Source organism: Pseudomonas sp. WS 5059, assembly GCF_012985525.1.
In the GTDB taxonomy this organism is placed as follows: Bacteria; Pseudomonadota; Gammaproteobacteria; order Pseudomonadales; family Pseudomonadaceae; genus Aquipseudomonas.
Window position 1 is genome coordinate 657,719 of record NZ_JAAQWO010000001.1, and the last position, 19,510, is coordinate 677,228.

A 19,510-nucleotide genomic window follows, 5' to 3' on the forward strand; every position below is an offset into this window, starting at 1 on the left:
CATAACAGACTCAGGTAAATCGATAAAAAGCGGATCAGATGGGTTTTTGCGCCGGCGCTGCGACAATGTGCAGCACCCCGCAAGCCGTGGGGCCGGTGCCTGGATCAACAGTGCACGCGGCATGCTGATCCAGATCAATCAAATCACCGAATCACCCGCGCTGGCCTTGAGGTGCTTGCGCCCGTCAATGGCGCCGGCGACGGTCAGGGCGTCGGCTTGTGCCTCGGTGATGTAGATGCGCTGGCCGTCAATCTCGACTGCCGACATCGATTTTTCGCTGTCGGTAATCACCGTCACCTCCAGCACGCTTAGGCGTTGCTCTTCACCGCTGTCGTCGATCTTGAAGTAGCAGGTCTGGTTTTCGATACGTACGGGCATGGTCTTCTCCTGGTTGATCGGTGCTGTTCGTTAGGTGACGCACACGGGCCAATGGTTCGGCGCAACTGACTGGCGGTCGTTGCTGTCCATCCTTTATCCCCCCTACGAAAAGGACAGGACCATGGACGCCTGGTGGCAAGAAGTCTGGCAAACCCTGCAAAGCGAATTCGCCGATATCGGCGATGCGCGGCAACTCACGCAAATCACCGTGCGCCTGCTGATTGCCGCGATTCTGGGGGGCATCCTGGGGTTTGAGCGCGAACAAAAAGGCAAGGCCGCCGGCGTGCGCACCCATATGCTGGTGGCGATGGGTGCGGCCTTGTTTGTGCTGGTGCCGCAGATGGGCGGTTCCCAGGCCGACGCCATGAGCCGGGTGGTGCAGGGGGTGATCGCCGGCATCGGCTTCCTGGGCGCAGGGACGATCCTCAAGGGCAAGGAGGAAGAGGCCGGCCAGCATGTCAAGGGCCTGACCACCGCAGCCGGCTTGTGGATGACCGCCGCCATCGGGGTGGCGGCGGGGCTGGGCAAGGAGTCCACCGCGGTACTGAGCACCGTGCTGGCGCTCGCGGTGTTCAGCGTGATGCCAAGGATTGTGAAGCTGCTGGACAAGCCCTAGCTGCGGGCGCCTACACGATGACCGGCGGTATCGTTGTCGGCGGTTCTTCCTTTGCCGCAGGCACGCTTTGCGGCGGCTCCTGCTGAGGAATCGGCTCTGGCTCGGTCGGCGGCAAGGTAGGCTTATCAATGTTCGGGTCAGGGGTTTGCGCAGGAATCGGGATATTCATCGCGGTGGCCTCGTTTGTGCTTTGCTCAATCGGTGGACAACCGCCATGGCCGATTGATTCCCGCCCGGTGGCGGCACATCCATCTGAACTTTCCGTCGGCCACCGGGCTCGGACCTTATACGGCCCGCCCGGGAAGAGCCCGCCTGCTGCACAGACAATCAAGCACAAGAGCGTCCATGGGGCGTAAGGGGAGATGCTCGATGACGGCTGAAATACCCGTATTACCGCTGTCCCAGGCACTGTTGCTGCCCAGGATCGCCATTGAAGACACCATGCCGGTGATTGATGCCGGTGCATTCGCGGTCAAGGCCGTGCAAGGGCAAGCCATCCACGTTACCAGCAAGGTATTCGCCGACGGGCATGACCAGTTGGCCGTGTTGATTCGCTGGCGGTCGTTGAGTGAAGACAACTGGCACAGCGCGGTCATGGCAGACAAGGGCAACAACACCTGGGAAGGCACCTTTGGTGTAAGCCAGCAGGGCCCGCACCACTATTGCATCGAGGCCTGGATCGATCATTTCGCCAGTTTCTGCTACGAACTGGGTAAAAAACACACCGCCGGGGTTCCCGTCAGCCTGGAGCTGCAGGAAGGCCGCCAGCAGGTCCTGCAAGCGGCTGAACGCAGTGAAGGTGAGCTGCAGGAGCACTTGCAGCAACTGCATCACCAACTGTCCGGGCTGCTGGAAACCGAGCAGGTCGCGCTGTTTTTGCACGAACACAGTGCACAGCTGATGGCCCAGGCCGATTTGCGCCCCTACTTGAGCATCAGCCCGGTGTATCCACTGGATGTGGAGCGCCCCCAAGCGCTGTTTGCCAGTTGGTACGAGCTGTTCCCGCGCTCGATCACCGATGACCCGACGCGCCACGGCACGTTCAATGACGTGCATTCGCGCCTGGCGATGATCCACGACATGGGCTTTGACGTGCTGTACTTCCCGCCGATCCACCCCATCGGCCGCAGCCACCGCAAGGGCAAGAACAACTCACTGAGCGCCGGCCCCGAGGATCCCGGCAGCCCCTATGCGATTGGCAGCGAGGAGGGCGGCCACGACGCGATCCATTCGCAACTGGGCACCCGCGAAGATTTCCGCCGCCTGGTAGCGGCCGCCGCCGAGCATGGCCTGGAGATCGCCCTGGACTTTGCCATCCAGTGCTCCCAGGACCACCCGTGGCTCAAGCAACACCCAGGTTGGTTCAACTGGCGCCCGGACGGCACGATCAAATACGCGGAAAACCCGCCGAAAAAATACCAGGACATCGTCAACGTTGACTTCTATGCCGCCGATGCGATCCCCAGCCTGTGGTTGGAGTTGCGCGATATCGTGCTGGGCTGGGTCGAGGAGGGGGTCAAGACCTTCCGCGTCGACAACCCCCACACCAAGCCGCTGCCGTTTTGGCAATGGCTGATCAGCGACGTACGGGCCCAGCACCCCAAGGTGATCTTCCTTGCCGAGGCCTTTACCACCCCGGCGATGATGGCGCGCCTGGGCAAGGTCGGTTACTCCCAGAGCTACACCTACTTCACCTGGCGCAACACCAAGGCCGAACTCAGCGAGTACTTCACCCAACTCAACCAGTCGCCCTGGCGTGAGTGCTACCGGCCGAACTTTTTCGTCAATACACCGGACATCAACCCAGGCTTTCTGCATGAATCCGGGCGCCCGGGCTTTTTGATCCGCGCTGCACTGGCCACCATGGGCTCGGGCCTGTGGGGTATGTACTCGGGCTTTGAACTGTGTGAAAGCGCGCCAGTGCCGGGCAAGGAGGAATACCTGGACTCGGAAAAGTACGAGATCCGCCCCCGGGACTTCAGCGCCCCCGGCAACATCATCGCCGAGATCGCCCAGCTCAACCGCATCCGCCGGCAAAACCCGGCGCTGCAGACACACCTGGGCCTGACGCTCTACAACGCCTTCAACGACAACATCCTGTACTTCGGCAAGCGCAGCGAGGATGGCAGCAACTTCATCCTGATCGCCGTCAGCCTCGACCCGTTCAACCCCCAGGAGGCGCATTTTGAGTTGCCGCTGTGGGAGATGGGCCTGCCGGACGACGCCCAGGTGCAGGGCGAAGACCTGATGAACGGCCATCGCTGGACCTGGTACGGCAAGACCCAATGGATGCGCATCGAGCCCCATATGCCGTTTGGCATCTGGCGCGTCACCCAGTCTTGAGTCGGATGCAGATCAACTGTGGGAGCGGGCTTGCCCGCGATAGCAGTGTGTCAGTCACGTATCCATCAACTGATCCAGCGCTATCGCGGGCAAGCCCGCTCCCACATTGACCACGTCCTGTCTGTCAATTTTTTTGAATTTTCCAGGAGTTTCCAATGGCGAAGAAACCCAAGGCTGCCACCTTTATCAAAGACCCGCTCTGGTACAAAGATGCGGTGATTTACCAGGTTCACGTCAAATCCTATTTCGACTCCAACAACGACGGCATCGGTGACTTCCCCGGGTTGATCGCCAAACTCGACTACATCGCCGACCTGGGCGTGAACACCATCTGGCTGCTGCCGTTTTACCCCTCGCCACGCCGTGACGATGGCTATGACATCGCCGAATACCGTGGCGTGCACAGCGACTACGGGACCATGGCCGACGCCAAGCGCTTTATCGCCGAGGCGCACAAGCGCGGCCTGCGGGTGATCACGGAACTGGTGATCAACCACACCTCCGACCAGCACCCGTGGTTCCAGCGCGCGCGCAAGGCCAAGCCCGGCTCCAGCGCGCGGGATTTCTACGTGTGGTCTGACGACGAGCAGAAATACGACGGCACCCGCATCATTTTCCTCGACACCGAAAAGTCCAACTGGACCTGGGACCCGGTCGCCGGCCAGTACTTCTGGCACCGCTTCTATTCCCACCAGCCGGACCTCAACTTCGACAACCCGCAAGTCATGAAGGCCGTGCTGTCGGTGATGCGCTACTGGCTGGACATGGGCATCGACGGCCTGCGCCTGGACGCGATTCCTTACCTGATCGAGCGCGACGGCACCAACAACGAAAACCTCCCCGAAACCCACGATGTGCTCAAGCAGATCCGTGCCGAGATCGACGCCAACTACCCCGACCGCATGCTGCTCGCCGAAGCCAACCAATGGCCGGAAGATACCCAGCTGTACTTTGGCGACCAGAAGGGCGACGACGGCGATGAATGCCACATGGCCTTCCACTTCCCGCTGATGCCGCGCATGTACATGGCGCTGGCCCAGGAAGATCGCTTCCCGATCACCGATATCCTGCGCCAGACCCCGGAAATTCCCGCCAACTGCCAATGGGCGATTTTCCTGCGCAACCATGATGAGCTGACCCTGGAAATGGTCACCGACAAGGAGCGCGACTACCTGTGGAACTACTACGCCGCCGACCGCCGCGCGCGCATCAACCTGGGGATTCGCCGGCGCCTGGCGCCACTGATGGAACGCGACCGGCGCCGCATCGAGCTGCTCAACAGCCTGCTGCTGTCGATGCCCGGCACACCGACCCTGTATTACGGTGATGAAATCGGCATGGGCGACAACATCTACCTCGGCGACCGCGACGGCGTGCGTACGCCGATGCAATGGTCCATCGACCGCAACGGCGGGTTTTCCCGTGCCGACCCGGCCAGCCTGGTGCTGCCACCGATCATGGACCCGCTCTACGGCTACCAGTCGGTCAACGTCGAAACCCAGGCCCAGGACCCCCATTCGCTGCTGAACTGGACCCGGCGCATGCTGGCGATCCGCAAGCAGTCCAAGGCCTTCGGGCGCGGCAGCCTGAAAATGCTCTCGCCGAGCAACCGCCGGATCCTGGCCTACACCCGCGAATACACCGGCGTCGATGGCAAGCACGAAATCATCCTGTGCGTGGCCAACGTGTCGCGCACGGCCCAGGCGGCGGAGCTGGACCTGTCAGCCTTTGCCGGCATGGTTCCGGTGGAAATGCTCGGGGGCAACGCCTTCCCGCCCATTGGCCAGCTGAATTTTCTCCTGACCCTGCCTCCTTATGGCTTCTACTGGTTCGTGCTGGCTACCGAAAACCAGATGCCCAGCTGGCATGTGGAACCGGCCCAGAGCCTGCCGGACTTCACTACCCTGGTCCTGAAAAAACGCCTCGAAGAGTTGCTCGAAACGCCGTGCCGCACCACCCTGGAGCAGACCTCGTTGCCCAGCTGGCTGCCCAACCGGCGCTGGTTTGCCAATAAAGACTCGGCCATCGACCGCGTGCATATCGCCTATGGCGTGCGCTTTGGCGATGCCCAGCATCCGGTATTGCTCAGCGAGATTGAAGTGACCAGCGGCGGGCAGACCAGCCGTTACCAACTGCCATTCGGCTTGCTCGGCGAAGACCAGTTCACCAGTGCCTTGCCGCAACAACTGGCCCTGGCCCGGGTGCGCCGGGTGCGCCAGGTGGGCCTGATCACCGATGCCTTCAGCCTCGACAGCTATATCCGTGCCGTCATCGACGGCCTGCGCGCCCAAACGGTGCTCAGCAGTAGCGACGGCGAGATTCGTTTCGAACCCACCCCGCACTTGGCCGACTTGCCGGTAGGCGATGAGTTGCAAGTGCGTTACCTGGCGGCCGAGCAGTCCAACAGTTCAGTGGTGGTCGGCGAAAGCCTGGTGCTCAAGTTGATCCGCAAAGTCAGCGCCGGGGTTCACCCGGAACTGGAAATGGGCGCCTACCTGACCGCCGCCGGCTACAGGCATATCTCGCCATTGCTGGGCTCGGTGATCCGGCGCGATGCCGCGGGTGAGGACAATCTGTTGATGATTGCCCAAGGCTATCTCAGTAACCAGGGCGACGCCTGGGCCTGGACCCAGAACAACCTCGAGCGGGCGATCCGCGACGAGCTGGCCGAAGCGATCTCCGAGCAGGAGCAGCACTACAACGCCCTGGGTGAACTGGCAGATTTCGCCGGGTTGCTCGGCCAGCGGCTTGGGGAAATGCACCAGGTGCTGGCCGCGCCAACGGCCAACCCGGACTTCAAGCCTGAAGTCACCTCGGTCAAGGACAGCCAGGGCTGGGCCAAACAAGTGGGGGCGCAGATTGAACGCGCCTTGCAGTTGCTCAAACAGCATCAAACCCAATTGAACCCCGCCGACCAGGCGTTGGTCACTCAACTGCTGGGGCAAAAAAAGGCGATTGCCAACCATGTGCAGGACCTGGCGAAAGCCACGGTGGGCGGCTTGCGTATCCGGGTCCATGGTGATTTGCATCTGGGCCAGGTGCTGGTGGTCAAGGGCGATGCCTACCTGATCGACTTCGAAGGCGAACCTGCACGGCCGCTGCACGAGCGCCGGGGCAAGCACAGCCCGTACAAGGACGTCAGCGGCGTACTGCGCTCGTTCGACTATGCCGGCGCCATGGCCCTGAATGTGCAAGGGCAGGGGCTGGATCACTCGGCCGACGCCGATGCGGCACGCCAGCGTGTCGCCGATCGTTACCTGAGTGAAGCGCGCCAGGCATTTATCCAGGCGTATCAACAGGCTACGTCTACACTGGCGCATGGCTGGCAGGATGCCAAAGGGGCGGATGCGGCACTGGCACTGTTCAGCCTGGAGAAGGCTGCGTATGAAGTGGCCTACGAGGCAGAGAACCGCCCGACCTGGTTGGCGGTGCCCTTACGCGGATTGCACGGGTTATTGCAAGGTTATTAATGACGTTCAGTCCAAGCGCGCGAACGTCAAGGTGGGAGAAACCATGAGCTTTACACATAAAGAACCGCTGCAATCGAAGTTCGCTGTCATGCCTGCGCCCAAGGATATCGAAGCCCTGGTGCGTGCCGAACATCCGGATCCTTTTGCGATCCTCGGCCCCCATGACGATGAGCAGGGCGGCCAGGTTATCCGTGCATTCCTGCCGGAAGCCTTGAGCGTCCTGGTGCTGGCCCGCGACAGCGGCGATGTGCTCGGCAGCCTCGACGCGACCCCAGTCCCTGGCTTGTTTATCGGGCATTTCTCCACGCGCCAGGGCTACCTGCTGAAGATCCAATGGGCCGGCGGCGAGCAGATCACCGAAGACCCCTACAGCTTCGGCCAGTTGCTTGGCGAGATGGACCTGTACCTGTTTGCCGAGGGCAATCACCGCGACCTGAGCAGTTGCCTGGGCGCCCAGGTGATGAGTGTCGAGGGTATCCAGGGCGTGCGTTTTGCCGTGTGGGCACCCAATGCCCGCAGGGTTTCGGTGGTCGGCGACTTCAATATCTGGGACGGGCGCCGCCACCCGATGCGCCTGCGGCATCCCGCCGGAGTCTGGGAGATCTTTATCCCGCGCCTGCATCCGGGCGCCGCCTACAAATACGAAATCCTCGGCGCCAGCGGCATCCTGCCGCTCAAGGCCGACCCCATGGCCCTGGCCACGCAGTTGCCGCCCGACACAGCGTCGAAAGTCGCCGCGCCGTTGCAAGTGGACTGGGCAGATGAAGCCTGGATGCAAACCCGTGGCGAACGCCAGGCGCCCAGTGCGCCGTTGTCGATCTATGAACTGCACGTGGGTTCCTGGCAGTGCGAGCTCGACGAATTGGGCGAAGTGTCACGCCAATACGGCTGGCGCGAGCTGGGCGAGCGGCTGATCCCCTATGTGCAGCAACTGGGGTTTACCCATATCGAACTGATGCCGATCATGGAGCATCCCTTCGGTGGTTCCTGGGGCTACCAGCCGCTGTCGCAATTTGCGCCCAGCGCGCGCTTCGGCTCACCGGATGAGTTTGGCGCCTTCGTCAACGCCTGCCACCAGGCAGGCATCGGCATCATTCTCGACTGGGTGCCGGCGCATTTTCCCACCGATACCCACGGCCTGGCCCAGTTCGACGGCACTGCGCTGTACGAGTACGGCAACCCGCTGGAAGGTTTCCACCAGGATTGGGACACGCTGATCTACAACCTGGGGCGCACCGAAGTCCACGGTTTTATGCTGGCCTCGGCGCTGCACTGGCTCAAGCATTTCCATATCGATGGGCTGCGGGTGGATGCGGTGGCGTCGATGCTGTATCGCGACTATTCACGCAAGGCCGGCGAGTGGGTGCCCAACCGCCACGGTGGGCGCGAGAACCTCGAAGCCATCGACTTCCTGCGGCATTTGAATGACGTGGTGGCCCTGGAAGCCCCCGGCGCCCTGGTGATCGCCGAGGAGTCCACGGCCTGGCCGGGCGTCAGCCAGCCGACCCAGCAGGGCGGCCTGGGCTTCAACTACAAATGGAACATGGGCTGGATGCACGATTCGCTGCATTACATCCAGCAAGACCCGGTGTACCGCGCCCATCACCACAATGAGCTGAGTTTCGGCCTGGTGTACGCCTGGTCCGAACGTTTTGTGCTGCCCATTTCCCACGATGAAGTGGTGCACGGCAAACACTCGTTGATCGACAAAATGCCCGGCGACCGCTGGCAGAAATTCGCCAACCTGCGGGCCTACCTGAGCTTCATGTGGATGCACCCCGGCAAAAAGCTATTGTTCATGGGCTGTGAATTCGGCCAGTGGCGCGAGTGGAACCACGACCAGCAACTGGACTGGTACCTGCTGCAATACCCGGAGCACCGCGGCGTGCAAAAACTGGTGGGCGATCTCAACCGTCTGTACCGCGAAGAGCCGGCGCTGCACGAGCAGGACGCCGCGCCCCAGGGCTTCCAGTGGCTGATTGGCGACGACGCGATCAACAGCGTCTATGCCTGGCTGCGCTGGAGCAAGGACGGCAAGGCGGTGCTGGTGGTGGCCAACTTCACCCCGGTGCCCCGCGAGGCGTACACGGTGGGCGTGCCTTTTGCTGGCACTTGGAAAGAGCTGATCAACAGTGATGCCGACACCTATTCCGGCTCCAACTACGGCAATGGCGGTGAAGTCTTTACCCAGGACGAGCCGCGCCATGGGCAGCCGGTATCACTGGCGTTGAATCTACCGCCACTGGGGGTGCTGATCCTGGGCCAGGAATGAAACCCAAGGAGCCGGCCAGCCGGCTCCTTGGGATGATCTGACGAACGTTGTTACCAATCCTCTGGAGCATCTTCTTACAGGCGCTCCACACAAGGGTGTCTGTGTATCCTTGCCAGAGGCGAAAGGCCATGACGTCTGTCCACCTGAATGCCCCACCTCCCGCTGTCGCTCTTTCTCACGTGCAGCCGGCCAACGCCCAGGCCAGTTCCGGCCTGGCGCTAGTGCAGCCGACCACGCAAGCAGCCGATTCTTACCAGGCGCAACTGCGCGGAAAACTGGCGGATCTGGACGAAATATCTCGGGTGCTACACCAACTCAAAACATCGGACGGCCCCGGCGGCGATGTGAATAAAAGCCTGTTCCTCAACAAAGATTCACCGTTGATCCCGCCCAACGGCTCCACCCAGCCAGGCACCAATCGGCTGGACAACATGCTCAGGTTCTATGGGGTTGTGCCGGCCGATCCGAGGACGCCTGCGCAAGTGCAGGCGGCGCTTGATGCCACGCAAGATGCCCGCAGCGAAATTGCCCTGGGCCTGGATGATGGGGCCACTGATGTGGACGGTTTACTGCAACCGAGCACTGAGCCCGCTATCGCGGCATGGGTCGCCAAGCAGGAGGCCACGTCTAAAAAGCCCCTGCTCAGCCAGTTGACCGAGGGCCTCTCGCCACAGGCCCTGGCCAAAGCCCAGGGCACGCCGGCCGCCGTGCTCGAGCTAATACTCAAATCCCCCCAGGCCAAGGCGCTGCTTGAACAGTTGTTGAGGCACCTGGGCGGCGCGCCGTTTCCCCTCGATGGGGTGATTGCTCCCCAGGTAAAGGTCAAGTTGCTGGTGAAGGCCCTGAGCTTGAGCCTGGACCCGTTGCACGGGCGCAAACCTGGGCATATTGCCGGTTTTGATCTGGCTTCACGTGACCTGGCGAACCAAAGCTATCCGGCGATCAAGGCGCAATTTCGCCAGCACCTGATCGACTCCAGGCAGTTGTCCGCCGACCAGGCGCATCTGGCGGCCTACGTTCTGCGCGCCCGGTTCCCGGCCGATTTTTCCGTACGTGATGTGCCCGCCGACCTTGCGTATCAGGGATCGGCAGTGTGGGTGAATTTCCAGCACGGCGTCAGTTTGGCGGAGGCGATCCGGCCCGGTTCGTCGCGCAGCATGGGCTTCCAGGAGTTGGTTGACCTGCCGGGCAAGTTCAGCGAGCAAGCCACCACCGACGCCCAGTGGGCGCTTATCACATCGACCCGTATCCCGGCGACCCTGGATTGGGCGGTGGTGCAGGGGGTAATCGCGCACAAAGACAGCTATTTGCAGGAGGACATCAACAAGGCGGTCACGGCGTTTGATGCCCATCTTGATCGGGTGGTCGCGGCAACCCAGCAAATGGCAGCCGATGTGCCGATGCGCAAGGATTATTTCGAGCGCATGGAGAAGGGCACCTCGCGTACCGAACTGCTGAGCATGATCAGCCCGATTTTTGCCCTGTACCGGCACATGAGCGGTGAGAAAATCACCCCCTCGGACATCCGCTATCAATACCCTGTGTATGACGAAGATCAGTTCCAGGGCAAGTTTGACCAATACCTGGCCGACACCAAGGTTGCCTATTCACAACTTATCCGCAGCCAACTGACCCAGTTGCCCATAAAGGATCGCACAGCGCTTGAGCAGGGTGACGTCACCGTGTTTGCCCTGCGCACAAAGCCCGGCCCCGGCCATGAGACGGATGAAGAGAAACAGGCCGCCGTGACACGCCCGGCGTTTATTCTCAAGGCCGTGCATGACGGCCAGACAAACTACTACGAAATCAATCCGCTCAAGGGCATCGCCCGGCGCCGCGACGACTTGCAGCCGATCCTGGAGGCCTACAATCCTGCGGACAAAAGCTATGGCAAGGACTTCATCTCTGTTGAGCACGCCGCAGACGGCGTGCCTAGCGAAGAGTTGGTGGTGCGCAATACCCGCCCCGACAGTCGGGCCGAGTTCAAGCAGCAGTGGGCCGCCTACACGGCAGGCAAGGGGCCTAGACCCAAGAGTTTTTCGATCGTGGTGCCGCAACAGCTTGCGCACTTCGCCGCGACGGGAAACCCATCCAAAAGTTTGGTGCCGCGCACCTTTGACTCCGAGCGTTCGGTCGCCATTGCCAAGGCCATTACCACGGATCTGTTTTATGTCGATGAGGACACGCTCAAGCAATGGGCCGCGTCGGACCCCGCCCGGGAAAGCGCAGCGCATAAAAACGATGAAGCATTCTGGGAGCGGGTCAAAGGCGTCGGCCAAATGGTTATTCCGTTCTGGAGTGGTATTGAGAACCTGGTCAACGGCAACACCAAGCAGGGCATCATGGAGCTGGTGGTCGATGGGCTACTGACCTTCGCCAGCCCGGCGGGCAAGCTGGCAGCAGGCTCGGTGCGCCTGCTGTCCCAGGCCGGCAAGATCGGCGTGCGCGCACTGCTGCCAAAATTTGCGCCACTGGTGAAGAAGTTCGCGGTTTCCGTGGCGCGCAATCTCAACCCCCTGGACCCGGTGATGCCCGCGCTGAATAGCGTCGGGAACCGTCTGATGAAGCACGGGAGCCTCCAACTCAAGGAGGTCCAGGCCGGCATTGCGAAATTCAGACAATCGGCCGCCCTTGAACTGCCTGGCAGAGGCCGTTACGACATCACCCAGCAAATCCCCCTGACCGCCAGGCCCCTGGCGCCAGGCCAGACTGTACGGGTGGCCGAAGGCATCACCAGTGACCAGGCCCGCGTCCTGCATCGGCGCACGCACAGTGATGTGGTGGTCGGTGATGACGTCTATCGTTATCGCCCGAAAAACCCCGAGAGCCTGATCAAACTGGGCGGCCCCAGCGATACCGAGCCATTTGAAGGCTTCGTATTGACCTGTGGTGTCGGGGGCCGGCGTTTCAAGCGCGATCTGGGTGACCTGTGCTACACCAAGCAAATCGAACCTGGCGGCACTCCGATATTTCAGGACGCCCAGGCCCTGGAGCATCGCCGCCTGATTCCTGGCGCGGGCCCAGTGAAAGGGCCACGCACGGTGATTCACGAACACCGTCGCTACCGCGTCAACGAAGCAGGCAACCAGGAACTGCTGCCGATGGCCAGCACCCAGCCTGTCACCTACAAAAACCGTACCTCTGGCACCGTGGTCAATGAGCCGGACTTTGGTTACGACGACTTCGGCGTGCCCCGGGCGCTCAATCAGGAAACGCTGGTGATCAAAATGGATGCCATCAGCGATTTGAGCAACGATCAGCGCGTCGTCAGAGGGCTCAAGATCGACCATGCTGGCCAGCAATACGTGATGGTCGAGGGCGATACCGGGGTGTATTTCTTCGCGCCGCTGGACGGCACCGGCAAGCTGGACTTTCATCGCCTGACCCGCAGTGGCCCACTGGACCTGGAGTTCATCCGCCGGTACGACCACTACAAGGATGTCTACAGCTTTGTGGCGCAGGGACTGCCGGATAACCCGCTAGTGGTACTGCCCAGCCTTGAGACCCTGATCAAGAAAATTGTCGCGGATGAGCCCATGTCGCCTGCGGAAATCGACCACTTGGTCAAGGTCCTGCGCGCACTTCCCCCCGAAAAGCAGCGTGAAGTCTTGATGGGGGTGTATGCCGCCGGGAGCAACCCTGGGCATGTGGTGGTTGCGGCAAAACCGGTGCGGCTCTCGCCGATCAACAAACCGGCGGACTTCGCCCTGTTGCCGACCGAACAGCAGAACCATTTATATGCACAGGGCGGCAGCAAAGCGGTTGAAGAGCAATTCCAGGCCACGGGCATAAGGTCGGCCAATCAACAGGTTCCCGGCCTTCCCGCAGAGGTCGTTCGCAGCCAGACAGCCACGGAGATGGTGGGCTGGCTCTACACCCGCACTGGGGCGCCCAACTATTCGCAAATGGTCCTCAAGACCGGTGCCGGCAATTGCGACCAGATGGCCAAGGTGGCGGTGGATACGATCAACGCCAGTGGCGGCAATGCGCGGATCGCCCAGGTCAAGGGGCATACATTCGCCGTGGTCGGCGGGCCGCCCGGCCAGCCGCGCAGCAAAGGCTTCACGGGGCCGGAATGGGACGAGGCGTGGGTGGTCGACCCGTGGGCCGGCATCTCCTGCAAGGCCGCGGACTATCCGGCCCAATTCAAGGCGAGGATGCAGGAGTGGAGCCAGTCGGGCCGGCGCATCCTGATCAGCGACGGGGGCACGCCGCCGCGCTCGGTGTGGAGCGACCCCATGGAGCCACGCTGGATCCGCGCCACCGTCGATGGCGAGGCGCAGGTGTTTCAATAGGACTGCGTAACGCCGTGTGGCGTGGTGCTCCAAGGCATTACAGAAACACAATCTCGTAGGGTACGCGCATGCGCTCCAGCAGCACCGGGGGCAGCATCGGCGCCAGGCCGATCAAAGGGTCGCCGAGCAACTGGCTGGCGTAGGCATGGGCCGCGTGGCGTTTGCGCGCCACGCTCCAGGTGTCGAGGCGTATCTTGCGCGCGCACTGCCAGGGCATGCGCCCGGCTTCGCGGGCGGGCCAGTGCCAGGCCCAGATCGGCAGCTCCAGCAGGCGCGCGCCGGTCAGCGCGCAGGCGATGGCGGTGGCACGGCCGACGGCATCGTGGTCGTCATTGCCATCATTGCGCCAGGTGGTGAATACGACGTCACCGGGTTGCAGGTAGCGGGCGATAAATTGGCTCAAGAGCTGTTCGCGGCCCGCCAGGGCGTTGTCGCAAAAGCCCCCGCGAATCCACTTCAAGCTATGCATGGGCAAGCCGAGGCGGCGCAGGGCCTCGACACTCTCCTGGGGCCGGAACACGCTCAAGCGCTGTGCCGACCACTGGTTGGAGCCCGGATGGCTGGCGCTGCCGTCGGTGATCGAGATCAGTTTCAAGGGATAGTCGAGGGCGCTGAGCAGTTGCAGCAAACCGCCACAGGCCAGCACTTCGTCACCCGGATGCGGCGCCACCACCACCACTCGCGAGCCAGGAGGCACCAGTAGGGAAGGGCTGATGGTGGGGATTTGCGCCAATTGCGGCGCGCTGTTCCAGATTTGCGCCGGCTTGCGGCGAACGTCGTTCAAAGTGGCGGGATTGATCAATGTTACGTCCTTGTCCTGGTAATGCAGGTCGTGCCCCGTGGCCGGGTCGACTCTCCTTTTTGTCGCGCCGGCCTCATGGCCGGTGCGGCACGCTGGCATTCCGAATCCTAAGATTGCCGTGCTTGAGTATTGTTCATCACCCGGATTTCGCCGGGCAAAGTTGTAAGTTTTTCAAGATGGCAACATCAGGCCTTTCAAATAGTCGCCAAAGCCTCCCTGTGCGCGGCAGTCCAAGCGGGCGCTGGTGATGACTTGTGGGGCATGGCTCCAGGCTATGGTTGCGCCGCAACGCTCCAGTTGGCGCACCAGTTGCACGTCCTCATGGCAGGCCAGGGGCTCAAACCCGCCAGCGCGCACGTAGGCGCCGGCGCTGACGCCGAGGTTGGCCCCATGAATGTGCCGGTGCCCGTCACTGGCCTGATAGGCCTGGTGGTAGCGGATCTGCGCCGCCTCGTCGAAACCGTCGCTCCAGGCATCCACCGTGACCGTGCCACAGACTGCATCCACCCCCAGGGCCAGTTGCGCCACCAGCCAATCGCCCGCCACGCGGCTGTCGGCATCGGTGCAGGAAATCCAGCGCGCGCCCTGGTTCAACAGATGCCGCGCACCGATTCCACGCACCTGGCCGACATTGCGTGCCGCAACGCTCAGGCTGTGTACCCCGAACGCCTCGGCAATGGCGGCGCTGCCATCGGTACAACTGTCGAGCACCACCAGTATCTGTACCTGCTCACCGAGCAGTCCCGGATGGCTGGCGGCGATCATCGCGGCTTTCAGGCACTCGGCCAGCAGCGCCTCTTCGTTATGCACCGGAATCAGAATGCCGATCATCGCAGCCCCTCAAGATGGGCGACCGAGGCGCTTTCGCGAGACCACAGGTCGAGTAGGAAATCGCTGTCAGCCACCTGCGCCACGCGCGACATGCCCAGGCGTTGGTGCAGCAGTTGGTGGACCTGTTCGGCGGTTTGCGGGCAACCGTCGATGGGCGCTCGCCAGTGGCAGGCCAGGACCTGGCCATCCGGGCTGAGTGCGCCCAGGGCCTGATCGATCAGCACGCACAAATCGTCATGATCAAGGTAGTAGCACCACTCGCTGAGGACGATCAGTTCGAACGAGCCGTGCGGCCACTGTGCAGGCAATCGCAGCCGCTCGACCTGGGCGTGGCCAAACTCCTGCAGGCGCGCTTGCGCGAGGGCTACCGCCGCCGTAGCGGTATCGCAGCACAGCAGGCGCTCACAGCGCGTCGCCAGTTCGGCGCTCAATTCGCCATTGGCGCAGCCGGGTTCGAAAATCGAGGCGTAGCGCGGCCGGGTCAGCAGCGCCAGGGTCAATGCGCGCTTGCGCTGCTCGTACCAGCGCTGGCGAAAGGCCCAGGGGTCGTCGTTGTCGACAAACAGCTGGTCGAAGTAAGCCGTGGCCACACTCATAGAAACACCACTTCAAAAGGTTGCAACAGCCGCTCCAGCACATGGGGCGGCAAGACGGGCGGCAGGTCGACCTGCGGGTCGCCTTCCAGTTGGCTGGTGAACGCGTGCAGGGCGTGGCGTTTGCGGGCCACGGCCGCGGGTGCCAGGGCAATCTTGTGCGCGCGGTGCCAGGGTACCCGTGAGTCCTCGGGGGTTGCCCAGTGCCAGGTCCACACCGGTAGCTCGATCAGGCGCGCGCCGACTGCCCGGGCCGCCTGGGCACTGGCGCGGCCAACCGCTTCGTGGTCGCAATGGCCGTCTTCGCGCCAGGTGGTGAACACCACGTCTTCGGGTTGCAGGTGCTGCTGGATAAACGCCGTCAGCGCAGGTTCGCGCGCCTGCACCTGGCTGTCGGAAAAACCGCCGCGCAACCAGCTCAGGCGTTGCTGCGGCCAACCCAGGCGCTGCAGGGCCTCGGCCGACTCACGGGGACGAACCTCGCGCAGGCGTTGCCTTGGCCAACGGGTTGAGCCCGGATGGCTGGCGCAACCGTCCGTGACTGAAACCAGCAGCAACTCGCGGCCCAACGCCGCCAAGCCTTGTAACAAACCGCCGCAGCCCAGTACTTCATCATCCGGATGGGGCGCGATGATCACCGCGCGGCAACCTTCAGGCACCAGTTGCGCCACGCTGATCAAAGGCAGGCCGGCGACACGGGCAGAGCCTTGCCAGGCGCGCAGGGGCGTGCCTTGGCCGACAATCGGGTTGGCTTTCATAGTTGCCATGTCCCGCCAGCTGCGCTCGACAGTTGCTCGCCGAGCGCTGCCAGGTCCCGCTCGGCATGGCTTTGGCGCAAGTACACCGGCAGGTCTGCGATCAATTGCGCGAAGTGCCGGTCCTGGCAATAGGGCCCGGCTCCCATGGCCCTGCCGACGTGATGGATGACTTCGTTGGCCGCCGCTTCAATCACTGCCCGCGTCCGGCGCGCCAGCAACTGGGCGTTGGCCTGGGGTTGCTCGTCGATCTGCCGCGCAGCGCTGCGCAGCACCGTGGCGGCGGCGAACAAGGCCATGTCCACCGCACCCAGATGGGCCAGGGCATGGGGTTCTGCACGACGGTCACAGTGTTCGCGCAGGGCCTCGGCCAAGCGCTGCGCCGCGCCGTACCAGCAGGCGGCGATGCCAACCCCGCCTTGCCAGAACCCTGGGCGTTGCAGGTAATCCCCTGGCTCGCCCACGGCCAGCGCCACGGCATTCTCGAACCGCACTTCGACACTGGCGCACGCGCCCATGCCCACGGCTTGCCAGCCTTCACCGGTCACCTGGACACCCGGCTGGTCCATCGACACTGCAACCAACTGCTGGCGCGCCTGTTCATCCCAGGCAGTCAACAACCCGTGGCTGACCACCGCCGCCCCGGAGCACCAGGCCTTGCGCCCATGCAGCAGCCACTGCGAGCCCTCACGCCGAACCTGCACCCGTGCCGTCGGCGGCTCGGCGGCCCACATGCCCCAGGTACTACCGGCAGGTGGGGCCGGGCTGTCGAGCTCGGCCATGATCGCCAGTGCATCGGTGTGCCCTTCAAACAGCTTGCACAGGCTCAGGTCGTGGCCGGCCACCTGGGCCAGTTCGCTGAAGCGCAGCAGCGTCTGCCCGCTACCGGGGCGCGGCAATTGGTCAAGGCCCGCATCCACCAGGGCCCTCAGGGTCTGGCCAAGGCCTTGGGTGTCGGCCAGTCCCTGGGGATTGCGTTGCAAAAACCCGTGTAGAGCCATTTCACACCTCTTGCTCATGTTGCAGTTCAAATAGCAGCAACGAGCGTCCGGTCACCGCATATTCGTGGTCAAAATCGAAACGTTCCTGGCCACGCACGGCCGGTTGGTTGGTGTCGACCATGCAGGTCCAGAAGCCGCCATCCGGTACCTGGGGCAAGCGGAAATTCACCAGGTCGTGGTGCGCATTCACCACCAGCAACAAGGTGGCGTCGGACCCGGGCCGGCGGATCCCGGTTTCCTGGGCGCGCCCATCCATCAACATGCCCAGGCAGCGGCCCTGGCTGTCTTCCCACTGTTCGATGGTCATTTCGTTGCCGTCGGGAGCCAGCCAGGTCACGTCCTTGACCCCGATGTCTTCGTTGTAGTCACCCACCAGGAAGCGCCCGCGCCGCAGGATAGGGTAGGCCAGGCGCAGCTTGATCAGGCGCTTGACGAACTTGAGCAGGGATTTGCCATCTTCATCCAGCTCCCAGTTGACCCAGCCGATTTCGCTGTCCTGGCAGTAGGCATTGTTGTTGCCGTGCTGGGTGCGGGCGAACTCATCCCCGGCCACCAGCATTGGCGTGCCCTGGGCCAGCAACAGGGTGGCGAAGAAGTTGCGCATCTGGCGCAGGCGCAGCGCGTTGATCTCGGGGTCTTCGGTCGGGCCTTCGACGCCGTGGTTCCACGACAGGTTGTTATTGCTGCCGTCCTGATTGTTCTCGTCGTTGGCCTCGTTGTGCTTGTCGTTGTAGGACACCAGGTCGTGCAGGGTGAAACCGTCATGGGCGGTGATGAAATTCACCGAGCTGTAGGGCCGGCGCCCGCGCTGGTTGAACATCTCGCCGGAAGCGGTCATGCGCCCGGCAAAGTCGGCCAACTGGCCGTCATCGCCTTTCCAGAAGGCGCGCACGGTGTCGCGGAAACGGTCATTCCATTCCACCCAGCCAGGCGGGAAGTTGCCCACCTGATAACCGCCTGGGCCCACATCCCAAGGCTCGGCGATCATTTTTACCTGGCGCAGCACCGGGTCCTGGCGGCAGGCGACAAGGAAGCTGTGACGCTCATCAAAACCATCGTGATAACGCCCCAGAATGGTCGCCAGGTCAAAGCGGAAACCATCCACATGCATCTCCGTGGCCCAGTAGCGCAAGGAGTCGGTGACCATTTGCAGTACGCAAGGGTGGCTCAGGTCCAGGGTGTTGCCGGTGCCGGAATCGTTGATATAGAAGCGTTTGTCATCGGGCATCAACCGGTAGTAGGAGGCATTGTCGATGCCGCGCATCGACAGGGTCGGGCCCTGCTCGTTGCCTTCGGCGGTGTGGTTGTAGACCACATCGAGGATCACCTCCAGCTTGGCTTCGTGCAGGTGCGCGACCATTTCCTTGAACTCGGCGATCTTGCCGCTGGCCAGGTAGCGCGGGTCGGGGGCAAAGAAGGCGATGCTGTTGTAGCCCCAGTAGTTGGTCATGCCTTTTTGCAGCAGGTGCTGGTCATTGACGAAGGCGTGGATCGGCAGCAGTTCCACCGATGACACACCCAGTTGGCGGATGTGCTTGAGCACATCGTCGACCATCAACCCGGCGCAGGTGCCGCGCACCGCCTCGGGCACGGACGGATGGCGCATGCTGATACCGCGCAGATGGGTTTCGTAGATGATCGTGCGGTCCCACGGCGTGCGTACCGGCTGGTCGTTGCCCCAAGTATGGGCCGGGTCGATAACTTTGCATTTGGGCACGAAGGGTGCGCTGTCGCGTTCATCGAAACTGAGGTCGGCATCCGGGTGGCCGATGGTGTAGCCAAACAGCGCTTCGGACCACTTGAGTTCGCCCACCAGTTGCTTGGCATAGGGGTCGATCAGCAATTTATGGTGGTTGAAGCGATGGCCATTGGCCGGGTCGTAGGCACCGTATACGCGGTAGCCATAAATCAGCCCCGGGTGGGCGTCGGGCAAGTAGCCGTGGAATGTCTCGTCGGTGTACTCCGGCAGTTCGATACGCTCCAGCTCGACTTCACCGGTATCGTCGAACAGGCACAGCTCGACCTTGGTGGCGTTGGCCGAGAACAGTGCGAAATTGACCCCCAGACCGTCCCAGGTCGCGCCAAGGGGGAAGGGCAGCCCTTCACGAATCCGCGATGGCTCGGTATCGGGTGTCTTGCTCATGGTGTTGCTCC

At 62.6% G+C, this 19,510-nt stretch carries 13 protein-coding genes; 5 read left to right on the top strand and 8 right to left on the bottom strand.

Going from position 1 to position 19,510, the window contains the following annotated elements:
• Nucleotides 1-138: 138 nt before the first annotated feature.
• Nucleotides 139-378: a DUF3203 family protein gene (locus HBO12_RS02850; protein WP_169951784.1), complete on the bottom strand. Its 240-nt coding sequence runs from the start codon at nt 376-378 to the stop codon at nt 139-141.
• A gap of 121 nt (nt 379-499) precedes the next feature.
• On the opposite strand from HBO12_RS02850, the gene HBO12_RS02855 reads away from it, so the two are divergent.
• Nucleotides 500-994 (top strand): MgtC/SapB family protein, encoded by a 495-nt coding sequence (locus tag HBO12_RS02855; RefSeq protein WP_170041372.1) that lies wholly within the window; start codon nt 500-502, stop codon nt 992-994.
• Between the two features lie 10 nt (nt 995-1,004).
• Here HBO12_RS02855 and HBO12_RS02860 read toward each other — a convergent pair whose 3' ends face one another.
• Nucleotides 1,005-1,163 (bottom strand): hypothetical protein, encoded by a 159-nt coding sequence (locus tag HBO12_RS02860; RefSeq protein WP_170041373.1) that lies wholly within the window; start codon nt 1,161-1,163, stop codon nt 1,005-1,007.
• A gap of 200 nt (nt 1,164-1,363) precedes the next feature.
• Between HBO12_RS02860 and HBO12_RS02865 the strand changes: the two genes are divergently transcribed.
• The 4 genes from HBO12_RS02865 to HBO12_RS02880 all read left to right on the top strand — a co-directional run bounded on the left by HBO12_RS02865 (nt 1,364) and on the right by HBO12_RS02880 (nt 13,374).
• Entirely contained in the window at nt 1,364-3,337 is a 1,974-nt protein-coding gene (locus HBO12_RS02865) for an alpha-1,4-glucan--maltose-1-phosphate maltosyltransferase (protein WP_170041374.1), read from the top strand.
• A gap of 155 nt (nt 3,338-3,492) precedes the next feature.
• Nucleotides 3,493-6,807, top strand: coding sequence for a maltose alpha-D-glucosyltransferase (gene treS, locus HBO12_RS02870; protein WP_170041375.1), 3,315 nt, complete (start codon nt 3,493-3,495; stop codon nt 6,805-6,807).
• 43 nt (nt 6,808-6,850) lie between these two features.
• Complete coding sequence (gene glgB / locus HBO12_RS02875) at nt 6,851-9,079, top strand: 1,4-alpha-glucan branching protein GlgB (RefSeq protein WP_170041376.1); 2,229 nt, start codon at nt 6,851-6,853, stop codon at nt 9,077-9,079.
• Between the two features lie 128 nt (nt 9,080-9,207).
• Nucleotides 9,208-13,374 (top strand): hypothetical protein, encoded by a 4,167-nt coding sequence (locus tag HBO12_RS02880; RefSeq protein ID WP_170041377.1) that lies wholly within the window; start codon nt 9,208-9,210, stop codon nt 13,372-13,374.
• A gap of 37 nt (nt 13,375-13,411) precedes the next feature.
• Here the strand turns inward: HBO12_RS02880 and HBO12_RS02885 are convergent, their stop codons facing one another.
• The 6 genes from HBO12_RS02885 to glgX all read right to left on the bottom strand — a co-directional run bounded on the left by HBO12_RS02885 (nt 13,412) and on the right by glgX (nt 19,499).
• Nucleotides 13,412-14,173: a PIG-L family deacetylase gene (locus HBO12_RS02885; protein ID WP_170041617.1), complete on the bottom strand. Its 762-nt coding sequence runs from the start codon at nt 14,171-14,173 to the stop codon at nt 13,412-13,414.
• Nucleotides 14,174-14,347: 174 nt separating this feature from the next.
• Nucleotides 14,348-15,007, bottom strand: a complete 660-nt coding sequence (locus HBO12_RS02890; RefSeq protein ID WP_169951772.1) for a glycosyltransferase family 2 protein — start codon at nt 15,005-15,007, stop codon at nt 14,348-14,350.
• On the bottom strand, nt 15,004-15,603 hold the full coding sequence (locus tag HBO12_RS02895) for an SAM-dependent methyltransferase (RefSeq protein WP_170041378.1): 600 nt from the start codon (nt 15,601-15,603) through the stop codon (nt 15,004-15,006). The genes HBO12_RS02890 and HBO12_RS02895 overlap by 4 nt, the downstream gene beginning before the upstream one ends.
• Entirely contained in the window at nt 15,600-16,358 is a 759-nt protein-coding gene (locus tag HBO12_RS02900; protein WP_170041618.1) for a PIG-L deacetylase family protein, read from the bottom strand. Before HBO12_RS02900 ends, HBO12_RS02895 begins: the two co-directional genes overlap by 4 nt.
• Nucleotides 16,355-17,356 carry an acyl-CoA dehydrogenase family protein gene (locus HBO12_RS02905; RefSeq protein WP_169951768.1) on the bottom strand — a complete coding sequence of 334 codons (1,002 nt, stop codon included), beginning with the start codon at nt 17,354-17,356 and terminating at the stop codon, nt 16,355-16,357. Before HBO12_RS02905 ends, HBO12_RS02900 begins: the two co-directional genes overlap by 4 nt.
• A gap of 1 nt (nt 17,357) precedes the next feature.
• Nucleotides 17,358-19,499: a glycogen debranching protein GlgX gene (gene glgX, locus HBO12_RS02910; RefSeq protein ID WP_169951766.1), complete on the bottom strand. Its 2,142-nt coding sequence runs from the start codon at nt 19,497-19,499 to the stop codon at nt 17,358-17,360.
• Nucleotides 19,500-19,510 lie beyond the last annotated feature (11 nt).

What these genes read in the sequence shown, in the direction of transcription:
- HBO12_RS02850 (WP_169951784.1), bottom strand. Translation starts at nt 378, where the DNA reads ATGCCCGTACGTATCGAAAACCAGACCTGCTACTTCAAGATCGACGAC.
- HBO12_RS02855 (WP_170041372.1), top strand. Translation starts at nt 500, where the DNA reads ATGGACGCCTGGTGGCAAGAAGTCTGGCAAACCCTGCAAAGCGAATTC.
- HBO12_RS02860 (WP_170041373.1), bottom strand. Translation starts at nt 1,163, where the DNA reads ATGAATATCCCGATTCCTGCGCAAACCCCTGACCCGAACATTGATAAG.
- HBO12_RS02865 (WP_170041374.1), top strand. Translation starts at nt 1,364, where the DNA reads ATGACGGCTGAAATACCCGTATTACCGCTGTCCCAGGCACTGTTGCTG.
- treS (WP_170041375.1), top strand. Translation starts at nt 3,493, where the DNA reads ATGGCGAAGAAACCCAAGGCTGCCACCTTTATCAAAGACCCGCTCTGG.
- glgB (WP_170041376.1), top strand. Translation starts at nt 6,851, where the DNA reads ATGAGCTTTACACATAAAGAACCGCTGCAATCGAAGTTCGCTGTCATG.
- HBO12_RS02880 (WP_170041377.1), top strand. Translation starts at nt 9,208, where the DNA reads ATGACGTCTGTCCACCTGAATGCCCCACCTCCCGCTGTCGCTCTTTCT.
- HBO12_RS02890 (WP_169951772.1), bottom strand. Translation starts at nt 15,007, where the DNA reads ATGATCGGCATTCTGATTCCGGTGCATAACGAAGAGGCGCTGCTGGCC.
- HBO12_RS02895 (WP_170041378.1), bottom strand. Translation starts at nt 15,603, where the DNA reads ATGAGTGTGGCCACGGCTTACTTCGACCAGCTGTTTGTCGACAACGAC.
- HBO12_RS02900 (WP_170041618.1), bottom strand. Translation starts at nt 16,358, where the DNA reads ATGAAAGCCAACCCGATTGTCGGCCAAGGCACGCCCCTGCGCGCCTGG.
- HBO12_RS02905 (WP_169951768.1), bottom strand. Translation starts at nt 17,356, where the DNA reads ATGGCTCTACACGGGTTTTTGCAACGCAATCCCCAGGGACTGGCCGAC.
- glgX (WP_169951766.1), bottom strand. Translation starts at nt 19,499, where the DNA reads ATGAGCAAGACACCCGATACCGAGCCATCGCGGATTCGTGAAGGGCTG.